A 23,242-nucleotide genomic window follows, 5' to 3' on the forward strand; every position below is an offset into this window, starting at 1 on the left:
TTATTTTCAGAAGTTTTCGAAGATTTCTTCAACAACTTCAACCACTTGCGCTTGCGATCTCTCGTAAGCGGGAGGCGAATTCTACAGCGTTACACGCTGCTGTCAACACCTCTTTTTCAACTTCCTTTTGGCTTCGATGAACTGAAGCAGCTTGCTGCCGGAAACCTCATAACTCATTGTTTACCAAGGAGTTTTCCGTTTCGACTGCGCCGGAAGTGGGGCGAATTATAGACAGTTATAATTCGCCGTCAACTCTTAATTCTGCTTTTCTATCAATAAGTTAGCTTCGGTTAAAAAACAACCAGCTCTCCACTGGACTTCTATCTATATAGAAGGAAAAGCTTAAATAACACCTGCTTCCTTCAATGCAGCCACATGAGCAGCTCCCAGCCCCAGAACTCCTTGCAGCACCTGAAGCGTGTGCTCGCCCAGTAGAGGAGGCGCACTCCGGTACTCTACAGGCGTCTTGGATAAGCGTATCGGGCTCGCAACCTGAGGCACCATCCCCGCCAATGCATGAGGCAACTCCACCGCCAAGCCACGCGCCTTGACCTGAGGATCGGAAAACACCTGCGCCAGATCATTAATCGGCCCACACGGCACGCCCACTCGCTCCAGCTGCGACACCCACTCAGCGGTCGTCTTGAAGACCGTCGCCTGGCGAATCAAGGGAATCAGCTCCGCGCGATTAGCCACCCGTGCGCGATTGGTGGCGAAACGCACGTCATCCGCCCATTGTGGTTGCCCAGCGACTTCAGCGAATTTACGGAACTGCCCGTCATTGCCTACGGTGAGAATGAAATCTCCATCGGCAGTGGGGAAATCCTGATAGGGCACAATATTAGGGTGAGCGTTGCCCAGGCGCTTCGGCGGCGTCCCGGTGGTCAGGTAATTCATCGCCTGATTCGCCAGGCAAGCCACCTGCACATCCAGCAACGCCATGTCGATATGCTGCCCACCACCATCGTGATCGCGATGAGCTAGCGCAGCCAAAATCGCCACGGTCGAATAGAGCCCGGTCAAGATATCGGTCAAGGCTACGCCAACCTTTACCGGCCCAGCGCCTTCATCCCCTTCAGGCCGCCCCGTCAGGCTCATGAGCCCACCCAGACCCTGGATCATGAAGTCGTAACCGGCGCGCATCGCATAGGGGCCCGTCTGGCCAAACCCCGTAATGGAGCAGTAAATCAGCTCCGGGTTAACCTCTTTGAGGGACTCGTAGTCCAGTCCATACGCCGCAAGGCCACCCACCTTGAAGTTTTCGATCAGGATGTCCGACTTGGCAGCCAGGTCGCGTACCAGTTTCTGGCCTTCAGGTCTCGTAAAGTCGATGGTCACCGACTCTTTATTACGGTTGGCCGACAGGTAGTACGCCGCCTCACTGGTGTTCTCGCCATCCGCATCCTTAAGGAAGGGAGGGCCCCAAGCGCGCGTGTCATCGCCGCTGCCCGGCCTTTCGACTTTGATCACCTCGGCCCCAAGGTCTGCAAGAATCTGCCCGGACCAAGGGCCCGCGAGTACTCGTGACAAATCCAGCACTCGCAGATGCGAAAGCGCGCCCATGCCCATGCTCCTATTAATAGAACGCTTGAAGACCGGTTTGCGCGCGCCCCAGGATCAAGGCATGCACGTCATGGGTCCCTTCATAGGTGTTGACCACTTCCAGGTTGACCAGGTGGCGTGCTACCCCGAACTCGTCAGAGATGCCGTTACCGCCCAGCATGTCCCGGGCCATGCGCGCGATGTCCAATGACTTGCCACACGAGTTACGCTTCATGATCGAAGTGATCTCCACCGCCGCCGTACCCTCATCCTTCATCCGGCCCAGGCGCAGGCAACCTTGCAGGGCCAAGGTAATCTCGGTCTGCATGTCTGCCAGCTTCTTCTGGATCAGCTGAGTGGCAGCCAATGGGCGACCAAACTGCTGGCGATCAAGTGTGTACTGGCGCGCGGTATGCCAGCAGAACTCAGCAGCCCCCAGCGCACCCCAGGAGATCCCGTACCGTGCCGAGTTAAGGCAGGTAAACGGCCCTTTCAAGCCACGTACATCGGGGAAGATATTTTCTTCCGGCACAAATACGTTATCCATGACGATTTCACCGGTAATGGAGGCCCGCAACCCCACCTTGCCGTGGATAGCCGGAGCGCTCAGACCTTTCCAGCCTTTTTCCAGGACAAAGCCACGGATATCTCCCGCATCGTCTTTGCCCCACACCACAAACACATCCGCAATCGGACTGTTGGTGATCCACATCTTCGCGCCGGTCAGGCTGTAGCCGCCATCCACTTTGCGTGCACGGGTGATCATCGCGCCCGGATCAGAACCATGGTTGGGCTCGGTCAGCCCGAAACAACCGATCCATTCACCAGAGGCCAGTTTGGGCAAATACTTCTGTTTTTGCGCCTCGGTACCAAACTCATTGATCGGCACCATGACCAAGGAAGACTGCACACTCATCATCGAGCGATAGCCGGAGTCGACACGCTCGACCTCACGAGCAATCAAACCGTAGCTGACGTAATTCAACCCACTGCCGCCGTATTGCTCGGGGATCATCGCCCCCAGCAAACCGGTCTCGCCCATCTCACGGAAAATAGCGGGGTCTGTCTTTTCATGACGGAAGGCTTCGAGCACACGCGGAGCCAGCTTGTCCTGAGCAAATTGCTCGGCGCTGTCACGCACCATGCGCTCTTCTTCGGTGAGCTGTTGATCCAGCAGCAGTGGATCGATCCAGTTGAAGCTTGCCTTGCCAGCCATGAATAAGTCCTCGCGAAAAAATCAGAAGTCGTGGATCCAGACTAGGCGCGGTCTGCGCAGAGGGCAAACGAGGTTTTTGCATAGGCTTGTGCTAATTTCTCACTTCGTAACACTCAAAAAGCCCATAAATGCGCTTTATCTGTGAGGGCAATGTACATGCGCCGGAAAATCCCCAGTACCACCGCACTCATCAGCTTTGAGGCAGCAGCCCGCCACGAGAGCTTCACAAAGGCAGCACTGGAGCTTTCCATCACCCAAGGCGCGATTTGCCGACAGATCGCCAGCCTGGAGGAGTTTTTGAGTGTCGAGCTGTTTCGCCGCTCACGCCGCGGCGTGAAGCTGACGGAGGCGGGGCTGTCTTATAGCCGTAGGGTTGCAACACAGCTGGACGCCGTGGAGCGCGACACCTTGTCGGTAATGGGCCAGCAAGGAGCCAATGTGATCGAACTGGCGGTGGTGCCCACCTTCGGCACGCAGTGGCTGATCCCACGCCTGAAGGACTTTCAACATCAGCACCCGGAAGTCACGGTGAACCTGACGAACCGCACACGCCCCTTCCTGTTCGCCGACACCGAGTTCGATGCCGCAATCTACTTCGGAGATGCCGATTGGTCGGGTACGCAATCCCACAGGCTGATGGGCGAGAACCCGGTACCGGTCTGCAGCCCGCGCTTACTCGGCGACCGCACGCACTTCACCCCTCAACAGATCGCCGAGCTGCCCCTGCTGCAGCAGACCACACGCCCCTACGCCTGGCGCCAATGGTTCAACGCCCAACAACTGAACATCCCTCGCGACATGACAGGCCCTCGATACGAGCTATTCTCGATGCTGTCTCAAGCGGCCATGCATGACATGGGCATCGCACTGATCCCTCCTTTTCTCATCCAGCAGGAGCTGAAGGAGCAACAATTGGTAATCGCCAGCACCGAAGCACTGACCAGCGAAAAGGCTTATTACCTGATGATTCCTGACAGAAAGGTCGAATCCGCCTCTCTGCATGCATTCAGGGACTGGCTGGTCGACCAGTCAAGACGCTACAACCCAAGTAAATGAAGGGCAAAGCGCAATTACTGACTTTGTAGTCAAATAAATTAAGAGCCTACAGATGTACGTATATGTCGCATTTAAACAGACTGTACTTGTCAGCCAAAAACAAGGCTAAAAGCCATGTATTTCATGGCTCGTAGCGACTCTTACAGGCCAATGCACGACTATTCACACTGGCAATGGAAAAATGGACTGAAAACGCCTGAACGCCTTTAAAGGCCTGTATTTAAAGAGGTTATTTCAGCCTGTTGCGACAATCAGTCACAGGGTGACTTGTAGTTAATTTTTCGTCACCCGTCATAATCCCTTGATGGCCGTAAAGTTCGCCTGCAAAATGCCGCGCCCCGCTGTCATTTCAGCGGGATCGTGCTGATCGGCCGCCCCAGTTGCGCCACTCGCGGTGCACTGGCCTTTTTACAAAAAGATCAAAAGCAAAAAGATCATGCAGGAGATTTGACGTGCACATTGGTGTTCCTCTCGAAACCCAGACCGGTGAAACGCGGGTGGCTGCCACCCCGGAAACCATCAAGAAGCTGATCGGCCAGGGCCATAAGGTCACTGTACAAAGCGGCGCAGGCATCAATGCCAGCATCGTCGACAGTGCCTATGAAACGGCAGGCGCCACCATTGGCAGCGCCAACGACGCATTTGGCGCCGAGCTGATTCTCAAAGTGGTTGCCCCCAGCGACAGCGAACTTGCGCTGATCAAAAGTGGCACCGTGTTGGTGGGCATGCTCAATCCGTTCAGCAACGAAACCATCGCCAAGCTCGCCGAGCGCGGCATCACCGCCTTCGCCCTGGAAGCCGCGCCGCGCACTTCACGCGCTCAAAGCCTTGATGTGCTGTCTTCGCAAGCCAACATCGCCGGTTACAAGGCCGTGTTGCTGGCCGCTCACCACTACCCGCGCTTCATGCCGATGCTGATGACTGCTGCCGGCACTGTAAAAGCCGCACGCGTACTGATCCTTGGCGCCGGTGTGGCGGGCCTGCAAGCCATCGCCACGGCCAAGCGCCTGGGCGCGGTGATCGAAGCGTCCGACGTACGCCCGGCGGTTAAGGAGCAGATCGAATCCCTGGGCGCCAAGTTTGTCGACGTTCCCTACGAAACCGATGAAGAGCGTGAATGCGCCGTCGGTGTCGGGGGCTACGCACGCCCGATGCCCACCAGTTGGATGCAGCGCCAGGCCCTGGCCGTGCACGAACGCGCCAAACAGGCCGATATCGTCATCACCACCGCCCTGATCCCGGGCCGCAAGGCTCCGACCCTGCTCAGCGCCGATACCGTAGCGCAGATGAAACCCGGCTCGGTGGTCATCGACCTCGCCGCTGCCCAGGGTGGCAACTGCCCGTTGACCGTGGCCGACCAGGTAGTGGTGGAAAACGGCGTGATCATCTGCGGCCCGACCAACCTGGCGGGCGCTGTCGCCGCCGACGCCTCGGCCTTGTATGCGCGCAACCTGCTGGACTTCCTGAAGCTGGTCTTCACCAAGGAAGGGCAGTTTGAAATCAACCTCGAAGACGACATCGTCGCCGCGTGCCTGATGTGCCGCGACGGCCAAGTCATCCGCAAAAACGCCTAAACAGGGATTCAGACGATGGAAGAGCTTATCTCCCCCGGTATCTACAACCTGATCATCTTTGTGCTGGCGATTTATGTCGGTTATCACGTGGTCTGGAACGTAACACCCGCATTGCACACGCCGCTGATGGCCGTGACCAACGCCATTTCCGCGATTGTTATCGTCGGCGCCATGCTCGCCGCCGCTCTCACCGTGACGCCACTGGGCAAGACCATGGGCACGCTGGCCGTGGCCCTGGCGGCGGTAAATGTCTTCGGTGGCTTCCTGGTCACCCGCAGGATGCTTGAGATGTTCAAGAAGAAAGCCCCGAAAGTAAAAGAAGAGGCGCCCAAGTAATGAGCATGAATCTCGTGACGACGCTCTACCTGATCGCGTCGATTTGTTTCATCCAGGCCCTCAAAGGCCTCTCGCACCCGACCACTTCGCGGCGCGGCAACCTGTTCGGCATGCTCGGCATGGCGCTGGCGGTACTCACCACCGTCGGCCTCATCTATAAGCTGGGGGCTGAACTGGCGACTGCCGGTATCGGCTACGTCATCGTTGGCCTATTGGTTGGCGGTACCGCCGGCTCGATCATGGCCAAGCGTGTTGAAATGACCAAGATGCCCGAGCTGGTCGCGTTCATGCACAGCATGATCGGCCTCGCAGCGGTGTTCATCGCCATTGCCGCCGTGGTCGAGCCGCAGTCCCTGGGCATCGTCAAGCACTTGGGCGATTCGATACCGGCCGGTAACCGCCTGGAACTGTTCCTCGGTGCCGCTATCGGTGCAATCACCTTCTCCGGCTCGGTGATCGCATTCGGCAAGCTGTCGGGCAAGTACAAGTTCCGCCTGTTCCAGGGCGCACCGGTACAGTTCGGCGGCCAACACAAACTGAACCTGGTGCTCGGCCTCGCAACCCTGGGCCTGGGCCTGGCGTTCATGTTCACCGGCAATCTCAGCGCATTTGCACTGATGCTGGCCTTGGCCTTCGTGCTGGGTGTGCTGATCATCATCCCGATTGGCGGCGCCGACATGCCCGTGGTGGTGTCGATGCTCAACAGCTATTCCGGTTGGGCAGCGGCGGGCATTGGCTTCTCGCTGAACAACTCGATGCTGATCATCGCCGGTTCCCTGGTGGGCTCCAGCGGCGCGATCCTGTCGTACATCATGTGCAAGGCGATGAACCGCTCCTTCTTTAATGTGCTGTTGGGCGGTTTCGGCAATGCGCCGGATGCTGGCGCTGCGACGGGCTCCAAAGAAGCACGCCCGGTGAAGTCCGGCTCCGCTGATGACGCCACCTTCCTGCTGACCAACGCGGACACCGTGATTATCGTCCCAGGCTACGGCCTTGCGGTCGCGCGGGCACAACACGCGCTCAAGGAGCTGACTGAGAAGCTGACCCACCACGGCGTCACCGTAAAGTACGCGATCCACCCGGTGGCGGGCCGTATGCCGGGGCACATGAACGTATTGCTGGCCGAGGCCGAAGTGCCTTACGACCAGGTGTTCGAGATGGAAGACATCAACTCCGAGTTCGGCCAGGCCGACGTGGTGCTGGTATTGGGCGCCAACGACGTGGTCAACCCGGCCGCCAAGAACGACCCGAACTCACCCATCGCCGGCATGCCGATCCTCGAGGCGTTCAAGGCCAAGACCATCATCGTCAACAAGCGCTCGATGGCCAGCGGCTATGCGGGCCTGGATAACGAGTTGTTCTACCTGGACAAGACCATGATGGTGTTCGGTGATGCCAAGAAGGTCATCGAAGACATGGTCAAAGCCGTCGAATAACACTGCGCCAGCGCAATACCCGAAACCCTGGCCTCACGTAGGCTGGGGTTTTTTATTAGCGGATGAAACCCGACCAAAGGCTCTAAATCGCGACCTGGCATTCGACCATGGTAGCGGGCCGAAACTTTTTGAAATCACTACACTGCCCACCTTGCTTTCCGTAGCCAGAGATAACAATTCATGTACCGTGATCGTATCCGCTTGCCTTCGTTGTTGAACAAGGTCATGAGCGCGGCAGACGCCGCTGCACTGATCGAGGACGGCATGACCGTCGGCATGAGCGGCTTCACCCGTGCCGGTGAAGCCAAGGCCGTCCCCCACGCCCTGGCCGAACGCGCCAAGACTTCGCCGCTCAAAATTACCCTGATGACCGGCGCCAGCCTGGGCAATGACCTGGACAAGCAGTTGACCGAAGCCGGCGTACTGTCACGACGCATGCCCTTTCAAGTCGACAGCACCCTGCGCAAGGCGATCAATGCCGGCGAGGTGATGTTTATCGACCAGCACCTGTCGGAAACCGTCGAGCAACTGCGCAACAATCAGCTCAAATTGCCCGACATCGCCGTGATCGAAGCCGTCGCGATCACTGAGCAGGGGCATATCGTGCCCACCACTTCCGTAGGCAACTCGGCCAGCTTCGCGATTTTTGCCAAACAGGTGATCGTCGAGATCAACCTGGCGCACAACCCGAACCTGGAAGGGCTGCACGACATCTACATCCCGACCTACCGGCCGACGCGCACGCCGATCCCGCTGGTGAAAGTCGACGACCGTATTGGCAGCACCGCGATTCCGATCCCGCCCGAGAAAATCGTCGCCATCGTCATCACCAACCAGGCGGACTCCGCCTCTACGGTAACGCCGCCTGACAGCGACACCCAAGGCATCGCCAATCACCTGATCAACTTCCTCAAGCAAGAAGTCGATGCCGGGCGCATGACCAACAAACTCGGCCCGCTGCAAGCCGGCATCGGCAATATTGCCAACGCGGTGATGTGCGGATTGATCGAGTCGCCGTTCGAAGACCTGACCATGTACTCGGAAGTGTTGCAGGATTCGACCTTTGACCTGATCGACGCCGGCAAGCTGAGCTTTGCCTCCGGCAGTTCGATTACCTTGTCGGAGCGGCGTAATGCCGATGTGTTCGGCAACCTGGAGCACTACAAAGACAAATTGGTGCTGCGCCCGCAGGAAATTTCCAACCACCCTGAAGTGGTACGCCGCCTGGGCATCATCGGCATCAATACCGCGCTGGAGTTCGATATCTACGGCAACGTCAACTCCACCCACGTCTGCGGCACGCGGATGATGAACGGCATCGGCGGCTCCGGGGATTTCGCCCGCAATGCGCACCTGGCGATCTTCGTTACCAAATCCATTGCCAAGGGGGGCGCGATTTCCAGCGTGGTACCGATGGTCAGCCATGTGGACCACACCGAACATGACGTGGACATTCTCGTCACCGAAGTAGGCCTTGCCGATCTGCGGGGCCTGGCGCCACGGGAGCGCGCCCGGGTCATCATCGATAACTGCGTGCATCCTGCCTATCGCGATGCGCTCAACACTTACTTCGATGCGGCCTGCGCCATCGGCGGGCATACGCCGCACATCCTGCGCGAAGCACTGAGTTGGCACATCAACCTGGAAGAAACCGGGCACATGCTCAAGGCTTGATGAATACAGATCCGGGCTGATGCAAATACAGTTTCATCAGCTCGGTGAACCCACACACACTTATGGAAAAAACTGTACTGCTGTACCGGTCATTTCCTACCGAAATATCCCACGCATTAACTCAAAAATGCCGATTTCGCACCTTTTAAGTGCGCACAGGTACAGTTGCCCCAATTTCGTACCGTACAGCCTCGTTAAACAGTTAACTGGCCTCTCACAATACAGGTGAACTGTATCTAGAGAGTCTTGCCTCGGAAGAGGATCATTGGCATCAGTTAAACCACTACCTAATCCCGCCACAAGCGGAAGGATGTCATCATGGAACGTACACTCAGTTCCGAACTGTTCTTCGAAGAAAAAGCTGTAAACACCCAGGCTTCCCTGCCTTTGCGCGTTCTCGCCAACCTGATGTTGTGGCAGCGCCGCATCTCCAGCCGCCACCAACTGGCTCGCCTGGATTCGCGTCTGCTGGCTGACGCCGGTATCAGCGAAGCTCAACGCTACGAAGAGCTGAGCAAGCCGTTCTGGCGCTAAGTGGCGCCCGCTGGCCCTGACCTCACGGGTCCACTGCCAGCACCCTGATTTGTCAAAGCAAAGCCCGCCCCGGGTAACCGGAGGCGGGCTTTGTTGTATCTGCGACAGCGCATTGGAATAGCTCAATCCAAACCTACAGATACAGTTTAAAATTAGTAAAATATGACAGGTACAGTTTAATTGCAGGCTTCCGAATAGCCCGGCACACGCCTAATATCCACTCACCACGTGGCGAACCCTGTAGAGCGTGCGTCTGATGCTCGACAGTCCCAGTCCGTTTCATTGTGGCCGTTTCGCGCCACCTTATTATTCGTCTACAGGAGTTACCCCATGTCCCGTCTTCGCCTGCTGTGCACTGCCGCTATGCTGACCCTGGCTGCCAATGCCAACGCGAGCAGCCTGATCATGACGACCGACTCGATCGTCGGCGCTCTGAAGGCAACCTCCGATGCCACGTCTGATGCCACTTCATCCCTGCGCGACAACAAGGTCGTACAAGCCGCCCGTGACGACGCCGCCAGCTTTGTCGCCAGCGAAGGCGCCATCCGTGGCGTGAAACTGGAAAGCGCCCTGGCCCAGATCCGCCAACAAGCGCCGCAATTGAATACCGCTACCGATGCACAGCTGGCACAGGCCATCCTGGCTATCTGATCCACGGCAACCAGACGGGAGCGCCCGCCGCTCCGTCTGGCTCGGTGCTGGCTCTCGCCCGGCCGTTGCGCTAGCCTTGGCGCTCGCTTTCAGTTGTCGAGTCCCATGGCTTTTTCATACCGTTTATTGATTGTTCCTGTACTGTTTTGCGCCTGCTGGTCACCCATGGCTTCAGCGTTGGATGTGTCCACCCAGAGCACTGTTGTCAGCGTGTATGCCACCAGCAAAGTGACCTCTGCGCCGTTCGACAATAAGTTGGTCATGGCCGCTCGGGATGATGCTGCCGCTTTCATTGCCACTGACGGCCAATGGCGGGGCGCACGCCTGGAGTCCGCGCTGGACTATCTACGCCGTACCCAGCCAAAACTTCATGCAAGCGACCTTGAACTGGCGCAGGCAATTCTCGTCCAATAATCATCGTTGTATTTCTATCTTTGTCATTGGAGTCACCCCATGCGTAGCCCGCTGATCGTCGCCGCCCTCGGCCTGCTGTTTTTGGCCGATGTCGCCCAGGCGCAAACCTTGAAGGCCACCAGCAACATCGTCGTGCGTGCCTCGGCGCGCACCATTGATTTCACCTCGGACACCACCACCTCCATCCGCGACTCCAAGATCGTGCGCGAAGCCCACGATGACGCCGCCAGTTTCGTCGCCACGAATGGCGAGATCCGTGGCGCCCAACTGGAAGCCGCGTTCGATACCCTTCGCACCCGCGTGCCAGAAGCCCGTGATGCCAGCGACCAGACCCTCGCCGAAGCTATCCTCGCTCTGTGAGGCGTCTCAAAACCTGGCTCCTGGCCGGGGCCGTGCTGCTGTGTGCAAGTACAGCCCAGGCCGGCCTGCAACTGCGGCTCAAGACCGAAGGCTTAAGCCCGGCCGAACAGCAGGCCAGCCAGGCATTGCTCGATGAAGCACTGCGTTCCTTGCCGCCGCGCTTTGTCGAGCAGCTGGATCGACGTATCGATGTCGGCTGGACCGACAAGATGCCTGAAAATGCCTACGGCCAGGCATCCCTGGTGTCCGAGCTGGACCTCAACCAGAACCTGCTCGCCAGCCTGACTGACGGCAGCGCCGCCACCCAGAAAACCAATCGCCCCCACGGTACCGTGCGCCGGGAAATGCTCGCCACCGTGCTGCATGAACTGACCCACATCTATGACCGTGCGCGCCTGTGGTCCAAGGACGAGCGCACGCTGATCCAGCGCTGCAGCCGCCAGAACAGCATTACCGGCTTGATCGGCTTGCCCGACCAGTGCCGTGGCCAGAACGACCGCCGCTTTACCCTCAGTGACGACCCGCGCCTACTGGACCTTGCCGGCTGGCCACAGTATGTCGGTCGCCGCGGCGAGCGTGAGCAGCACAACCATCAGGTGGTACGCAGCCCGGACATCTACGAAACCACCAGCCCGCTGGAATTCGTAGCGGTCAACATGGAGTACTTCCTCCTGGACCCCAGCTACGCGTGTCGCCGCCCCGCGCTGTTCCGTTATTACAAGGATCACTTCGGCTGGGCCCCGCCCGGACAGGACACCTGCGCCAGCACCTATGCCTTCCTGAACGCGGGCAACGATTTCGCCAAGACGCCCCTGGGCCAGATCGATCCGGAACGCGTATATGAAATCGACTATCTGCTTGCCGAAGCCAACCAGAACCTGGTGAGCCGTTGGGGCCATAGCATGTTGCGCCTGGTGATTTGCGCTCCAGGCCGCCCGCGTGGCCCGGATTGCCGACTGGACCTGGACCGGCATCTGGTGCTGTCTTACCGCGCCTTTGTCGGGGACGTACAGCTGTCGAGCTGGGATGGCCTGGTGGGCAAATACCCGTCGCGGCTGTTCGTACTGCCGCTGGCCCAGGTCATTGATGAGTACACCAAGACCGAACTGCGTGGCCTGGCGTCGGTGCCGCTGAAGCTCAGCCGCCAGGAAATCAACGACACCGTCGAACATGCGGCTCAGATGCACTGGAGCTATGACGGCAACTACTTCTTTATCTCCAACAACTGTGCGGTCGAAAGCCTGAAACTGTTGCGCAGCGGCAGCGCCAACCCGCAATTGACCGGCCTGGACAACATCACCCCCAACGGTTTGCTGGAAGTGCTCAGCGCCCGCGGCCTGGCCGATACCAGCGTATTGAATGACAAGCGCGAGGCACTGCGGCTGGGGTATCACTTCGACTCGTTCCGCGAGCGCTACCAGGCCATGTTCGATGTGCTGCGCAAGCAACTGCCGATCAAGCAGACCCAGGTCGAAGACTGGTTGTCCCTGGACGCGCAAGCGCGTCGCCAATGGTTTGCCCAGGCCGACCTGCGCACCAGCGCCGCGCTGTTGCTGCTGGAGCAGGCCAGCTATCGCAAACAACTGATGCTCGCCCAGGATGAGGTCAAACAACGCTACCTCAATGCCCGCGAGCTGAAATACGGTGGCATGGAGAAAGCCAACAACACGCTGCAACAAATTCTCGCCAACAGCGGCTTCCTGAGTCGCCCGGCCGAGTTGCTGGACAGTGGGGGTTATGGCCTGCCACAGCCTTCGGAAGCCAAGCGCCTGGAATCAGAAAGCGCCGAACGCCAGAAGCAGTTGCAGTCGTTGACCGGCGAGCTGGATAAAGAGGTGAGGGCGCTGCTCGATCCATCCCGCGCCGCCGAGATTGCCGCGTGTGAAACCAACCTCAAACAGGTGGGTGAGCATTTGCGGGCCTTGCACAAAGCCGCTGGCGGCCTGGAACTACCCTGATATTCTGGCAGCGACCACTCTCCAAATTTGGGAGCTGGCTTGCCTGCGATGACGGTGTCACAGCCATAAGAGATGTTGGCTGATACACCGCTATCGCAGGCAAGCCAGCTCCCACATTTTGTTCTGCGTCAACCTGAAGAACGGGTGCCTGCCCTTCATCAGCTGTTTTCTCAGCGAAAGCTGGCTGAAAGCTTCCCCGTCTAGGATCGCCCTCACTGCCGGCAACAGACCGGCTGTTAACAACAACAATGGTGATTCCCGATGTCCGCTCGTACCCGCCTGTTTGCACCAACTCCACCCGTACGCCTCGTGCCTTTCGTTCTGCGCTGACCGCCACTCGGTCCGCCATTCCCTAGCCGCGCTACGCCTGGAGTATTCCTATGCTGACTTTCCTTGGCTTTGCCATGGTCATCACGTTCATGTTCCTGATCATGACCAAGCGCCTGTCCGCGCTGATCGCCTTGATCATCGTGCCGATCCTGTTCGCGCTGTTCGGCGGTTTCGCACCGAAGATCGGCCCGATGATGCTCGAAGGCATCACCAAGCTTGCGCCGACCGGCGTGATGCTGATGTTCGCCATCCTCTATTTTGCCTTGATGATCGACTCCGGCCTGTTCGACCCGGCCGTGCGCAAGATCCTCAAGATGGTCAAGGGCGACCCGCTCAAGGTGTCGGTCGGCACCGCGGTACTGGCCCTGGTGGTCTCTCTGGACGGTGACGGTGCCACCACCTACATGATCTGCGTCGCGGCCATGCTGCCGCTGTACCAGCGCATCGGCATGAGCCCAAGAATCATGGCCGGCCTGATCATTCTCGCCGGTGGCGTCATGAACATGACCCCCTGGGGCGGCCCGACGGCGCGCGCCGCCAGTGCGCTGCATGTAGACCCGTCGGACATCTTCGTACCGATGATCCCGGCCATGGCCGCCGGTGTGGTGGCGATCCTGGTGATTGCCTACATGTACGGCAAGCGCGAACGTGCGCGCCTGGGTGAATTGCACCTGCAGGGCGACGAGATCGACCACAGCGAAATCAGCGTGTCGCAATTCCCCGACGCCCGCCGTCCGAAATTGATCTGGTTCAACGGCGCCCTGACCCTGGCGTTGATGTGCACCCTGATTGCCGGCCTGTTGCCGCTGCCGGTGCTGTTCATGGTGGCGTTCAGTATCGCCATGATCGTCAACTACCCATGCCTGCAGCAGCAAAAAGACCGCGTCGCGGCTCACGCCGGTAGCGTATTGGCGGTGGTGGGCTTGATCTTCGCCGCCGGTATCTTCACGGGCATCCTGTCGGGCACCGGCATGGTCGACGCCATGTCCAAGAGCCTGTTGGCGGTCATCCCAGAAGCGATGGGCCCTTACCTGGCGGTGATCACCGCGCTGGTAAGCATGCCGTTCACCTTCTTCATGTCCAACGATGCGTTCTACTACGGCGTACTGCCGGTACTGGCCGAAGCTGCCAGCCATTACGGCATCACCGCGGTGGAAATGGCGCGGGCGTCGATCGTCGGGCAACCCGTGCATTTGCTGAGCCCACTGGTACCCTCGACGTACTTGTTGGTTGCTCTGGCGGGTATCGAATTCGGCGATCACCAGCGCTTCACACTCAAGTGGGCAGTGTTGGTGTGCCTGTGCATAATGTTCGCCGCATTGCTGATGGGGATTTTTCCGCTGTTCAGCACTCTATAATCGTACCGACTCACTCACCGCGCGGCGCTACAGCTTGCGCGGTTAACACTTGCTCAAAGGAATACACATGGAATGGCTGACCAATCCGGAAATCTGGATTGCCTTCTTCACCCTGACGGCCCTTGAGATCGTCCTGGGCATCGATAACATCATCATGATTTCGATCCTGGTCAGCCGCATGCCCAAGCATATGCAGGCACGCACTCGGATCTTCGGCCTGGCGTTGGCCATGGTCACGCGCATCCTGTTGCTGCTGTCGATCACCTGGGTCATGCAACTGACTGCCGACCTGTTCGTGGTGTTTGGCCAGGGCATCTCCGGTCGTGACCTGATCCTGTTCTTCGGTGGCCTGTTCCTGCTGTGGAAAAGCTCCCAGGAGATGTACCACGCGCTGGAAGGTGAAGATGAAACCCACGACGAGCCCAAAGGCGCCGGTGGCAAGTTCATCTACACCATTATCCAGATCGCCATCATCGACATCGTGTTCTCCCTGGACTCGGTGATTACCGCCGTCGGCATGGTTTCCCACGTGCCGGTGATGGTTGCCGCCATCGTCGTTGCGGTATTGGTGATGATGCTGGCTGCCGGCACTATCAGCGAGTTCATCGACAAGCACCCGTCGCTGAAAATGCTGGCGCTGTCGTTCCTGCTGGTCGTGGGTACCGTGCTGATCGCCGAATCCTTCGACGTGCACGTACCAAAAGGCTACGTCTACTTCGCCATGGCGTTCTCGCTGGCAGTGGAAGCGGTGAACATCAAAATGCGTACCGCCATCGCGAAAAAGAAGAAGCAACAGGATCCAGTGAAACTGCGTAAAGATATTCCGGGTCAATAAACCTGACCCGCTGCTGAAATGGGGCGCTTGCGCCCCATTTTTTCGTCTGTCAAAAAGTTGATTTCATGACAGTTTTGTTTCAATCCCGAGTTTAGCTATGCGATGCTGGCGCAGAGCCCATTCGCCAACTACAGCTTAAGTACAAGACGTAGAACGGCACGCGGTAACTTTCCTTCGCTCCTATTGGAGCGCACCCACACGGGGGGCCGAGCATGCTGACCTTGCTCAATCTGCTTTCCGCCGTGACCCTGCTGATCTGGGGCACGCACATCGTCCGAACCGGCATCCTGCGGGTCTACGGTTCCAACTTGCGCCAAGTCATCGGGCAGAACATGTCCAAGCGCTGGCTGGCATTTGTCGCCGGTATCCTGGTGACGGCCATGGTGCAAAGTAGTAACGCCACCGCGATGCTAGTGACTTCGTTTGTCGGCCAAGGGCTGATGAGCCTCACGCCGGCCTTGGCCACCATGCTTGGCGCCGACGTCGGTACGGCCTTGATGGCGCGGGTGCTGACGTTCGATTTGTCCTGGCTGTCGCCGCTGCTGATCTTCCTCGGGGTGATTTTCTTCCTGTCGCGCAAGCAGACGCGGGCAGGGCAGTTGGGCCGGGTCGGGATCGGCCTGGGCCTGATCATCCTCGCGCTGCAATTGATCGTCGAAGCCGCCGGGCCCATTACCCATGCCCAGGGCGTCAAAGTCATCTTCGCTTCGCTGACCGGCGATATCTTGCTGGACGCCCTGGTCGGCGCGCTGTTCGCCATGATTTCCTACTCCAGCCTTGCTGCGGTGTTGCTCACGGCTACCCTGGCCGGTGCCGGCGTGATCGGCTTGCACGTGGCCATCGGCCTGGTGATCGGCGCCAACATCGGCAGCGGTGTACTGGCCTTTCTCAGCACCAGCATGCAAAACACTGCCGGTCGCCAAGTGGCCCTGGGCAGCCTGTTGTACAAATTGATCGGTCTGTTGCTGATCATCCCGGTGCTCGACCCGCTCGTAGGCTGGATGGACGGCCTGGACTACAGCGTCCAGGGCATGGTCATCACCTTCCACCTGCTCTACAACGTCAGCCGTTGCCTGATCCTGTTACCCACCATCGGGCCCATGGCACGCCTATGCGAATGGCTGCTGCCGGAACGCCCCGAAACCAATGGCAAAGCCAAACCTCGCCATCTGGACCTGGCCTCGTTGAATACCCCAAGCCTGGCCCTGGCGAACGCAGCCCGCGAAACCCTGCGCCTGGGTGACCTGATCGACAATATGCTCACTTCGATGCAGGAAGTGCTGCGCGGCAACCAAACCGCAATCACCCAGCAAATGCGTAGCCTCAGCGATGACGTCGAGGCGCTCAACAGCGCGATCAAACTCTACTTGGCGCAAATGCCCCGTGAAGACCTGAGTGAACAGGACAACCGCCGCTGGGCAGAGATCATCGAGCTGTCGATCAACTTGAAATTGGCCGGTGACCTGATCGAACGCATGCTGCGCAAGGTCCAGCAACAGAAGACCTCGCAGCGCCGGCAATTTTCCGAAGTGGGCCTGGAGGAACTCAGTGGCCTGCACAGCCAGTTGATCGCCAACCTGCGCCTGGGCTTGTCGGTGTTTCTAAGCGGCGACCCGGAAAGCGCCCGCCAATTACTGCGCGAAAAGCGCCGCTTCCGCGCCCAGGAACGCCGCCTGGCCCACGCCCATGTCAGCCGCCTGCAGCGCAAGATCGTGCAAAGCCTGGAAACCAGCTCCCTGCATCTGGAACTGATTGCCGACATGAAACGCTTGAACTCGTTGTTTTGCAGCAGTGCTTATGTAGTGTTGGAAACGTCCGACACTGGCGCGCTCTCCGCCGAAAGTATTGCCGACATCACCCATTCGCCCTGAACGTACGCCCGCGAGCGAAGTCAGTTAACAATGGACCTCATTCGCCAGGAAGCTTGTTATGCGCCGCCTGTTACTCGCCTGCCTGCTCTTGGGCTCGGTACACGCCTTTGCCTTTGACCGCCTGCAAGTCGAGGGCTACACCTTGCCCAATGGCTTGCAACTGCTGCTCAAACCGGGCACCGAGCGTGGGCATGTCGCTATTCGCCTGGTGGTTGGTGTGGGCCTGGACGATTTCAGTTGCGAAGAAAAAGAACTGCCGCACTTGTTCGAGCACTTGCTGTTCAGCGGTATCGACGGCGGCAGCGAAGGCGACCTCGAAGACCGCATGCAAGCCCTGGGCGGCGAGTGGAACGCCTACACCAGCAACGCCGACACCACCTTCGTGATCGAGGCGCCCGCGCAGAACCAACGCAAGGTGCTGGACCTGCTGCTGGCAATCCTCACGCGCACGCAACTGACCGACGCCCATATCAATGCGGCCAAGCAGGTGGTGGAGCGCGAAGACGGTGGCCATTACTCACACTTGCAACGCCTGCTGGATCGCCAGGACCTCGGTCACAGCGCCAGTAACCAATTGGCCGTCGAGCTGGGCCTCAAGTGCGCCGAACGCGCCGAGGTCAGCCACCTCACCCGCGACCAGTTGGAGAAGCTGCGCAAAGAATGGTACGCGCCGAACAACATGACCCTGATCGTCGTCGGCGATCTCGACAAACTGCTGCCCGCCTACCTGGAACGCACCTATGGTCAACTCGACCCAGTGGAGCCGAGCGAACATCGCCCCCTCCCGGAAATCCAGCACACCGCCGCCAGCCACCGCGACCTGATCCGCGGCTGGGTGGGCGATGGCGCCAAGCTGCACTGGCTGTTCCCAGAGCCTGTACTGGACGACCAGCATGATGAAACCTACAACCTGCTCAAGGACTACCTCGACTGGGCGCTGTACCGGCAACTGCGCCTCAAGCACGGTTTGTCCTACGGCCCGTGGGTGGAACGCGAAGTGCTCGGCGGCGTTGGGTTCCTCAGCCTGAATGCCGACCTTGAGCGAGAAAACCTCCCTGAAGCCGAGCAGGTCTTGCAAGACCTCAAGGCCCAGTTGCTCAAGGATGGCCTCGACCCAACAGTATTCACACGCCTGCAACAAGCCGCCATTGCCCGCCAAGCCTGGGCAGTGCAGGGCAACAGCGCACTGGCCGACTATTACTGGAGTGCGGCCGGCGACTACTCCAATGGACGTTTCAGCGACCCGGTCAAACGCATCAAGGCCGTGAGCCTGGCGCAAACCAACCAGGCCATGCGCGAAGCGTTCCAGCAGCCGGGCTACTGGCGCATCGAAAAACCGCTGTTGAGTTATGACGCCTTGACCTGGATCGGTGCGGGCGTACTGGGCCTGATCATCCTTGGTTTGATCGGCCTGAGGCTTTATCGCAAACCTGTTGAGTAATGAGGCACAGAATATCGGGCCAAGGCGTTATTCTGTCTGAGATTTTTCCCACAACCAGTGAACCGCCCATGCCGAACTTGCCGCCCCTCATCCAGCGCGTTATAGAACTGATCAAGCGCTACCCAGGGGTGATTGCACTCGGCGGTTTCATCTCGGGGGTGGGCAGCTTCATCCTGGTAGACCGCCAGCAGGGCATGGCTAGCTGGATTGCGGTGATCATGCTGGTGAGCTGGTTGTGGCTGATGCTGGAGAACAGTTTTACGCAACTGTTCACCAAGGTCTTCAATCGCGAGATCCCTGAACCGCTGCTGCGCTACGCCACCCAGATGATCCACCAGGAAAGTCTGTTCTTCGTCCTGCCGTTCTTTTTCGTCACCACCGCCTGGAACAGCGGCCAATCGCTGTTCACTGGCCTGCTGGGTGCGGCGGCGCTGGTGTCGATCATCGACCCGCTGTATTACAAATGGCTGGCGCCCAAACGCTCGCTGTTCCTGGCCTTGCACACCCTGACCCTATTCGCCGCGTTGCTGACCGCGCTGCCAATCATCATGCACCTGACCACCGCCCAGAGTTACAAACTGGCGTTGGGCGTGGCCATGGTCCTGTCGATCCCGAGCCTGGCCGTCAGCCTGCCGCTGCGCAGCCTCAAGGGCTGGGCGATGCTGCTGGGGGTAACGGCCGCCATCGGCTGCGCCGGCTGGTTCCTGCGCAGTTGGGTACCGCCCGCCACCCTGTGGATGACCGAAGTCGCCATCAGCACCCAACTGCAAGACCGCACGCCGGGCGACGACCTCAAGCAAGTCACCGCCGCCCAATTGCGCAGTGGTGGGCTGTATGCGTACACCGCGATCAACGCGCCACGCGGGCTGGATGAGCGGATCTACCATGTATGGAAATTCAACGGCCAGGAAGTCGACCGCATTGCCCTGGACATCCATGGTGGGCGCAAGGAGGGCTATCGCGCCTGGACCCACAAGCAGAATTTCCCAGGTGATGCCGTGGGACGCTGGCAGGTGCAGGTGCTCACCGAAGACGGCCAGGTCATCGGCGTTCTGCGCTTCAAGGTGATAGACACAGCACAAGCGGACAACCCAAAGTAAGCCGGATCGTGCTATTACGTAGCAATTGTGGATAGCCAAACAAGCTCGGAGCTTATGACCACTCGCACGACGGCCGGCGCGGCCCATCTTGATACGTCCAGCACCCCGCCTTCGCTACGGATTACCGGCGACTGGACGCTGGCCCACTACGCCCACCTGAAGAAGCTGTCGGCCACACTCGACGGCCAATACGACGCCGGCGCCCGCATTGACCTCAACGGCCTCGGTGCGCTGGATACCGCCGGCGCCTCGCTGCTGGTGGAGCTGCTGGGCCCTGCGCGCATCGAACATTCTGCCGAACAGACTGACTGCACCCTGGCAGCCGCCGACCGTGCCCTGCTCAAGACCGTCTACCGCTCCCTGAATGACTTTTGCGTACCGATCAAAGAGCCGGAAGAGGCCGCCGGCATTCAAGTGTTGGCTCGCATCGGCCGCGCAGTAGACACGGTCTGGCAAGACGCAATGAAGCTGTTGGGCTTTATCGGCCTGATCCTCGAAACCTTCGCCCGCGGTATTTGGCGGCCCAAGCGCTGGCGCCTGACGCCCATGGTCGCCCACATCGAACAGACGGGCCTGGATGCGGCGCCTATCGTCGCGCTGCTGACCTTTCTGGTAGGCGCCGTCGTGGCCTTCCTCGGCGCCACCGTGCTCAAGAGCTTCGGCGCGACGATCTTTACCGTGGACCTGGTGGCCTTCTCCTTCCTGCGCGAATTCGGCGTGTTGCTTACCGCAATCCTCATCGCCGGCCGTACCGCCAGTGCATTCACCGCGCAAATCGGCTCCATGAAAGCCAACGAAGAAATCGACGCCATCCGTACCCTGGGCCTGGACCCCATGGAGCTGTTGGTATTGCCGCGCGTGCTGGCGCTGCTGGTGGCGTTGCCGATGCTGACTTTCCTGGCGATGCTCTCGGGGATCGTCGGCGGTGGTGTGGTGTGTGCGGTGGCCCTGGATATTTCGCCGGCGATGTTTCTTTCGCTGCTGCAATCGGACATTGGCGTGCAGCACTTTCTGGTTGGCATGGTGAAGGCGCCGATCTTTGCCTTTTTGATCGCGGCCATTGGCTGCCTGGAAGGTTTCAAAGTCAGCGGCAGTGCCGAATCAGTCGGCGCGCATACCACGTCGAGCGTGGTGCAATCGATCTTTGTGGTGATCGTGCTGGATGCGGTCGCAGCGATGTTTTTCATGGAGATGGGCTGGTGAGTCGTCTACACCGTGCGCCCACCGAGGCGGTGATTGAAGTGCGTGGCTTGTGCAATCGCTTTGGCAGCCAAAGCGTGCATGAGAACCTCGACCTGGATTTGTACAAGGGCGAGATCCTGGCGGTGGTGGGGGGCTCTGGCAGCGGTAAATCCGTGTTGTTGCGCAGCATCGTTGGCCTGCGGCGCCCCAGCGAAGGCGAAGTGCGGGTGTTCGGCAAAAACCTGCCGAGCCTGCCTGAACATGAACGCTCACTGGTAGAACGCCGCTTTGGCGTACTGTTCCAGAAGGGCGCGCTGTTTTCCTCGCTGACGGTGACCGAGAACGTGGCCTTGCCATTGATCGAGCACGCCGGCCTCAGCCGCGCCGATGCCGAGCACTTGGCGGCGGTCAAGCTGGCCCTGGCAGGGTTGCCGCTGTCGGCGGCCGATAAATACCCGGCCTCGTTATCCGGCGGCATGATCAAACGCGCGGCCCTGGCCCGCGCACTGGCCTTGGACCCGGACATCCTGTTCCTGGACGAACCCACCGCCGGTCTCGACCCCATTGGCGCGGCGCAATTCGACCAACTGATCCTCACCCTGCGCGATGCGCTGGGCTTGAGTGTGTTCCTGGTCACCCACGACCTCGACACGCTGTACACCATCACCGACCGTGTGGCGGTGCTGGCGCAGAAGAAAGTGCTGGTGGCCGACGCCATCGATGTCGTTTCGGAAACGGACGACGCCTGGATTCACGAATATTTCCACGGCCCCCGGGGCCGCGCGGCATTGGATGCCGCTCAATCGCTCAACGAGGTATGACATGGAAACCCGAGCCCATCATGTGATGATCGGACTGTTCAGCGTAATTGTGGTGGTCGGCGCGATGCTGTTTGGCCTGTGGCTGGCCAAATCCAGCGTCGATACCGCCTTCCAGGATTACGAAGTGATCTTCAACGAAGCGGTCAGCGGCCTGTCCCAGGGCAGTGCGGTGCAGTACAGCGGCATCAAGGTGGGCGATGTCATCAGCCTGCGGCTGGACCCCAAAGACCCACGCCGCGTCCTGGCTCGCATCCGCCTGGCCGGGCAAACGCCAATCAAGGAAGACACCCAGGCCAAACTGGCCCTGACCGGTATCACCGGCACCTCGATCATCCAGCTCAGTGGGGGCACCCCGCAGAGCCCGGAGCTCAAGGGCAAGGACGGCAACCTGCCGGAAATCATCGCGTCGCCATCGCCTATCGCACGCCTGCTCAATAACAGCAACGACCTGATGACCAGCGTCAACCTGCTGCTGCACAACGCCAATCACCTGTTCTCGCGGGAAAACGTCGAACGCCTGAGCAACACCTTGGATAACCTGCAACAAACCACCGGCGCCATTGCCGAGCAACGCGGCGACATCAAGGTGGTGATGCAGCAATTGATGCAGGTGAGCAAACAGGCGGGCGCGGCGCTGGAGCAAACCACGGTGATGATGCGCAGCGCCAATGGTTTGCTCAGTGAACAAGGCAAGCAAGCCTTCGGCAGCGCCGAGCAGGCGATGAAATCCCTGGAGCAAAGCACCGCCACCATCAATACCTTGCTGACCAATAACCAGGACTCGGTGAACAGCGGCATGCAGGGCCTTAACGAGCTGGCGCCAGCCGTGCGCGAGCTGCGTGCAACCCTCGGCTCGCTGCGCGCCATCTCTCGCCGCCTGGAAGCCAACCCCAGCGGTTACCTGCTGGGCAGTGACAAGAACAAGGAGTTCACGCCATGAAGCGTGCTTACCACATGATCGTCCCCATGGCCCTGGCACTGGTCAGCGCGTGCTCGATCCTGCCCAAGCCGGACCCATCGGACGTGTACCGCCTGGCGTCCGCCCAACCGGCCAGCCAAGGCACGCCGGTGAGTTGGTCGCTGCGCGTGACCAAGCCGCAGACCAGCGAGTTTCTCGATAGCCCGCGCATCGCCGTAGTGCCAAATGGCAACTTGATCAGCAACTACGCGAATTCACGCTGGAGCGACCCGGCGCCGGTGCTGCTGCGTAATCGCCTGCTGGATGGCTTCCAGCGCGACGGGCGCGTGACATTGTTGAGTACCGACGAGACCAACCTGCAAGCCGACTATGAACTGGGCGGGCAGTTGCAGGCGTTTCAGAGTGAGTATCGAGGCAAAGCGGTGGAGGTGGTGATTCGCCTCGACGCGCGATTGGTGCGTGGGCGTGATCAAAGGATTATCGCCAGCCGCCGGTTTGAAGTGAGGCAGCCAGTGAGTGACGCCAAGGTGCCAGCGGTGGTGGCTGCTTTTGGCCAGGCTGGGGATCAGTTGAATAAGCAGGTGGTGGATTGGGTAGTCAGTCAGGGCAATACCGCTCTGAAACCTTGAAGGCC

General features: G+C 59.5%; 22 protein-coding genes. 20 read left to right on the forward strand and 2 right to left on the reverse strand.

Features of this window, described 5'->3' with window-relative positions; translation table 11 throughout:
• Window positions 1-231: hypothetical protein (locus JJD66_RS28185; protein ID WP_234452335.1), on the forward strand; the 231-nt coding region annotated here is incomplete at its 5' end.
• A 111-nt stretch (window positions 232-342) separates the two neighbouring features.
• Here the strand turns inward: JJD66_RS28185 and JJD66_RS25275 are convergent.
• Together JJD66_RS25275 and JJD66_RS25280 are read right to left on the reverse strand one after the other, a co-directional pair.
• On the reverse strand, window positions 343-1,563 hold the full coding sequence (locus tag JJD66_RS25275; protein ID WP_054920883.1) for a CaiB/BaiF CoA transferase family protein: 1,221 nt from the start codon (window positions 1,561-1,563) through the stop codon (window positions 343-345).
• Between the two features lie 13 nt (window positions 1,564-1,576).
• A complete protein-coding gene (locus JJD66_RS25280; RefSeq protein WP_003187423.1) occupies window positions 1,577-2,758 on the reverse strand; it encodes an acyl-CoA dehydrogenase in 1,182 nt (393 codons plus the stop codon).
• A 156-nt stretch (window positions 2,759-2,914) separates the two neighbouring features.
• Between JJD66_RS25280 and JJD66_RS25285 the strand changes: the two genes are divergently transcribed.
• From JJD66_RS25285 to JJD66_RS25375, 19 genes are all read left to right on the forward strand, one after another.
• Window positions 2,915-3,814 carry a LysR family transcriptional regulator gene (locus JJD66_RS25285; RefSeq protein WP_200649301.1) on the forward strand — a complete coding sequence of 300 codons (900 nt, stop codon included), beginning with the start codon at window positions 2,915-2,917 and terminating at the stop codon, window positions 3,812-3,814.
• A 452-nt stretch (window positions 3,815-4,266) separates the two neighbouring features.
• Window positions 4,267-5,388 (forward strand): Re/Si-specific NAD(P)(+) transhydrogenase subunit alpha, encoded by a 1,122-nt coding sequence (locus tag JJD66_RS25290; protein ID WP_034129252.1) that lies wholly within the window; start codon window positions 4,267-4,269, stop codon window positions 5,386-5,388.
• Window positions 5,389-5,403: 15 nt separating this feature from the next.
• Window positions 5,404-5,724: an NAD(P) transhydrogenase subunit alpha gene (locus JJD66_RS25295; protein WP_003187417.1), complete on the forward strand. Its 321-nt coding sequence runs from the start codon at window positions 5,404-5,406 to the stop codon at window positions 5,722-5,724.
• Complete coding sequence (locus JJD66_RS25300; protein WP_034129251.1) at window positions 5,724-7,160, forward strand: NAD(P)(+) transhydrogenase (Re/Si-specific) subunit beta; 1,437 nt, start codon at window positions 5,724-5,726, stop codon at window positions 7,158-7,160. The genes JJD66_RS25295 and JJD66_RS25300 overlap by 1 nt, the downstream gene beginning before the upstream one ends.
• 180 nt (window positions 7,161-7,340) lie before the next feature.
• Complete coding sequence (locus JJD66_RS25305; RefSeq protein WP_003187414.1) at window positions 7,341-8,834, forward strand: acetyl-CoA hydrolase/transferase family protein; 1,494 nt, start codon at window positions 7,341-7,343, stop codon at window positions 8,832-8,834.
• Window positions 8,835-9,152: 318 nt separating this feature from the next.
• On the forward strand, window positions 9,153-9,368 hold the full coding sequence (locus tag JJD66_RS25310) for a DUF1127 domain-containing protein (RefSeq protein WP_003187413.1): 216 nt from the start codon (window positions 9,153-9,155) through the stop codon (window positions 9,366-9,368).
• A gap of 330 nt (window positions 9,369-9,698) precedes the next feature.
• Window positions 9,699-10,019: a DUF2388 domain-containing protein gene (locus tag JJD66_RS25315; protein WP_105225314.1), complete on the forward strand. Its 321-nt coding sequence runs from the start codon at window positions 9,699-9,701 to the stop codon at window positions 10,017-10,019.
• A gap of 105 nt (window positions 10,020-10,124) precedes the next feature.
• On the forward strand, window positions 10,125-10,433 hold the full coding sequence (locus JJD66_RS25320) for a DUF2388 domain-containing protein (RefSeq protein ID WP_105225313.1): 309 nt from the start codon (window positions 10,125-10,127) through the stop codon (window positions 10,431-10,433).
• A 39-nt stretch (window positions 10,434-10,472) separates the two neighbouring features.
• Complete coding sequence (locus JJD66_RS25325; protein WP_003187408.1) at window positions 10,473-10,793, forward strand: DUF2388 domain-containing protein; 321 nt, start codon at window positions 10,473-10,475, stop codon at window positions 10,791-10,793.
• The gene (locus JJD66_RS25330) at window positions 10,790-12,751 is read left to right on the forward strand and encodes a DUF7844 domain-containing protein (protein WP_200649302.1); all 1,962 of its coding nucleotides are present in this window, start codon (window positions 10,790-10,792) and stop codon (window positions 12,749-12,751) included. Before JJD66_RS25325 ends, JJD66_RS25330 begins: the two co-directional genes overlap by 4 nt.
• A 380-nt stretch (window positions 12,752-13,131) precedes the next feature.
• A complete protein-coding gene (locus tag JJD66_RS25335; RefSeq protein WP_003187405.1) occupies window positions 13,132-14,439 on the forward strand; it encodes a CitMHS family transporter in 1,308 nt (435 codons plus the stop codon).
• Window positions 14,440-14,506: 67 nt separating this feature from the next.
• Window positions 14,507-15,274 carry a TerC family protein gene (locus JJD66_RS25340; RefSeq protein WP_014716354.1) on the forward strand — a complete coding sequence of 256 codons (768 nt, stop codon included), beginning with the start codon at window positions 14,507-14,509 and terminating at the stop codon, window positions 15,272-15,274.
• A gap of 212 nt (window positions 15,275-15,486) precedes the next feature.
• On the forward strand, window positions 15,487-17,145 hold the full coding sequence (locus JJD66_RS25345) for a Na/Pi cotransporter family protein (RefSeq protein ID WP_186607437.1): 1,659 nt from the start codon (window positions 15,487-15,489) through the stop codon (window positions 17,143-17,145).
• 58 nt (window positions 17,146-17,203) lie between these two features.
• A complete protein-coding gene (locus JJD66_RS25350; protein WP_200649303.1) occupies window positions 17,204-18,586 on the forward strand; it encodes a M16 family metallopeptidase in 1,383 nt (460 codons plus the stop codon).
• 68 nt (window positions 18,587-18,654) lie between these two features.
• Window positions 18,655-19,686 carry a DUF5924 family protein gene (locus JJD66_RS25355; protein WP_003187399.1) on the forward strand — a complete coding sequence of 344 codons (1,032 nt, stop codon included), beginning with the start codon at window positions 18,655-18,657 and terminating at the stop codon, window positions 19,684-19,686.
• A 54-nt stretch (window positions 19,687-19,740) separates the two neighbouring features.
• Entirely contained in the window at window positions 19,741-20,889 is a 1,149-nt protein-coding gene (locus JJD66_RS25360) for an ABC transporter permease (protein WP_034129245.1), read from the forward strand.
• Complete coding sequence (locus JJD66_RS25365) at window positions 20,886-21,689, forward strand: ABC transporter ATP-binding protein (RefSeq protein WP_014716351.1); 804 nt, start codon at window positions 20,886-20,888, stop codon at window positions 21,687-21,689. The genes JJD66_RS25360 and JJD66_RS25365 overlap by 4 nt, the downstream gene beginning before the upstream one ends.
• A gap of 1 nt (window position 21,690) precedes the next feature.
• Window positions 21,691-22,629 (forward strand): MlaD family protein, encoded by a 939-nt coding sequence (locus tag JJD66_RS25370; protein WP_200649304.1) that lies wholly within the window; start codon window positions 21,691-21,693, stop codon window positions 22,627-22,629.
• A complete protein-coding gene (locus tag JJD66_RS25375) occupies window positions 22,626-23,237 on the forward strand; it encodes an ABC-type transport auxiliary lipoprotein family protein (RefSeq protein ID WP_200649305.1) in 612 nt (203 codons plus the stop codon). Before JJD66_RS25370 ends, JJD66_RS25375 begins: the two co-directional genes overlap by 4 nt.
• The last annotated feature ends 5 nt before the right edge of the window (window positions 23,238-23,242 follow it).

Origin of the sequence: Pseudomonas sp. MF6751 (assembly GCF_016613265.1) — a bacterium.
GTDB classification, from domain to species: Bacteria; Pseudomonadota; Gammaproteobacteria; order Pseudomonadales; family Pseudomonadaceae; genus Aquipseudomonas; species Aquipseudomonas fluorescens_BV.

What these genes read in the sequence shown, in the direction of transcription:
- JJD66_RS25275 (WP_054920883.1), bottom strand. Translation starts at nt 1,563, where the DNA reads ATGGGCGCGCTTTCGCATCTGCGAGTGCTGGATTTGTCACGAGTACTC.
- JJD66_RS25280 (WP_003187423.1), bottom strand. Translation starts at nt 2,758, where the DNA reads ATGGCTGGCAAGGCAAGCTTCAACTGGATCGATCCACTGCTGCTGGAT.
- JJD66_RS25285 (WP_200649301.1), top strand. Translation starts at nt 2,915, where the DNA reads ATGCGCCGGAAAATCCCCAGTACCACCGCACTCATCAGCTTTGAGGCA.
- JJD66_RS25295 (WP_003187417.1), top strand. Translation starts at nt 5,404, where the DNA reads ATGGAAGAGCTTATCTCCCCCGGTATCTACAACCTGATCATCTTTGTG.
- JJD66_RS25300 (WP_034129251.1), top strand. Translation starts at nt 5,724, where the DNA reads ATGAGCATGAATCTCGTGACGACGCTCTACCTGATCGCGTCGATTTGT.
- JJD66_RS25305 (WP_003187414.1), top strand. Translation starts at nt 7,341, where the DNA reads ATGTACCGTGATCGTATCCGCTTGCCTTCGTTGTTGAACAAGGTCATG.
- JJD66_RS25310 (WP_003187413.1), top strand. Translation starts at nt 9,153, where the DNA reads ATGGAACGTACACTCAGTTCCGAACTGTTCTTCGAAGAAAAAGCTGTA.
- JJD66_RS25315 (WP_105225314.1), top strand. Translation starts at nt 9,699, where the DNA reads ATGTCCCGTCTTCGCCTGCTGTGCACTGCCGCTATGCTGACCCTGGCT.
- JJD66_RS25320 (WP_105225313.1), top strand. Translation starts at nt 10,125, where the DNA reads ATGGCTTTTTCATACCGTTTATTGATTGTTCCTGTACTGTTTTGCGCC.
- JJD66_RS25325 (WP_003187408.1), top strand. Translation starts at nt 10,473, where the DNA reads ATGCGTAGCCCGCTGATCGTCGCCGCCCTCGGCCTGCTGTTTTTGGCC.
- JJD66_RS25335 (WP_003187405.1), top strand. Translation starts at nt 13,132, where the DNA reads ATGCTGACTTTCCTTGGCTTTGCCATGGTCATCACGTTCATGTTCCTG.
- JJD66_RS25340 (WP_014716354.1), top strand. Translation starts at nt 14,507, where the DNA reads ATGGAATGGCTGACCAATCCGGAAATCTGGATTGCCTTCTTCACCCTG.
- JJD66_RS25345 (WP_186607437.1), top strand. Translation starts at nt 15,487, where the DNA reads ATGCTGACCTTGCTCAATCTGCTTTCCGCCGTGACCCTGCTGATCTGG.
- JJD66_RS25350 (WP_200649303.1), top strand. Translation starts at nt 17,204, where the DNA reads ATGCGCCGCCTGTTACTCGCCTGCCTGCTCTTGGGCTCGGTACACGCC.
- JJD66_RS25355 (WP_003187399.1), top strand. Translation starts at nt 18,655, where the DNA reads ATGCCGAACTTGCCGCCCCTCATCCAGCGCGTTATAGAACTGATCAAG.
- JJD66_RS25360 (WP_034129245.1), top strand. Translation starts at nt 19,741, where the DNA reads ATGACCACTCGCACGACGGCCGGCGCGGCCCATCTTGATACGTCCAGC.
- JJD66_RS25370 (WP_200649304.1), top strand. Translation starts at nt 21,691, where the DNA reads ATGGAAACCCGAGCCCATCATGTGATGATCGGACTGTTCAGCGTAATT.
- JJD66_RS25375 (WP_200649305.1), top strand. Translation starts at nt 22,626, where the DNA reads ATGAAGCGTGCTTACCACATGATCGTCCCCATGGCCCTGGCACTGGTC.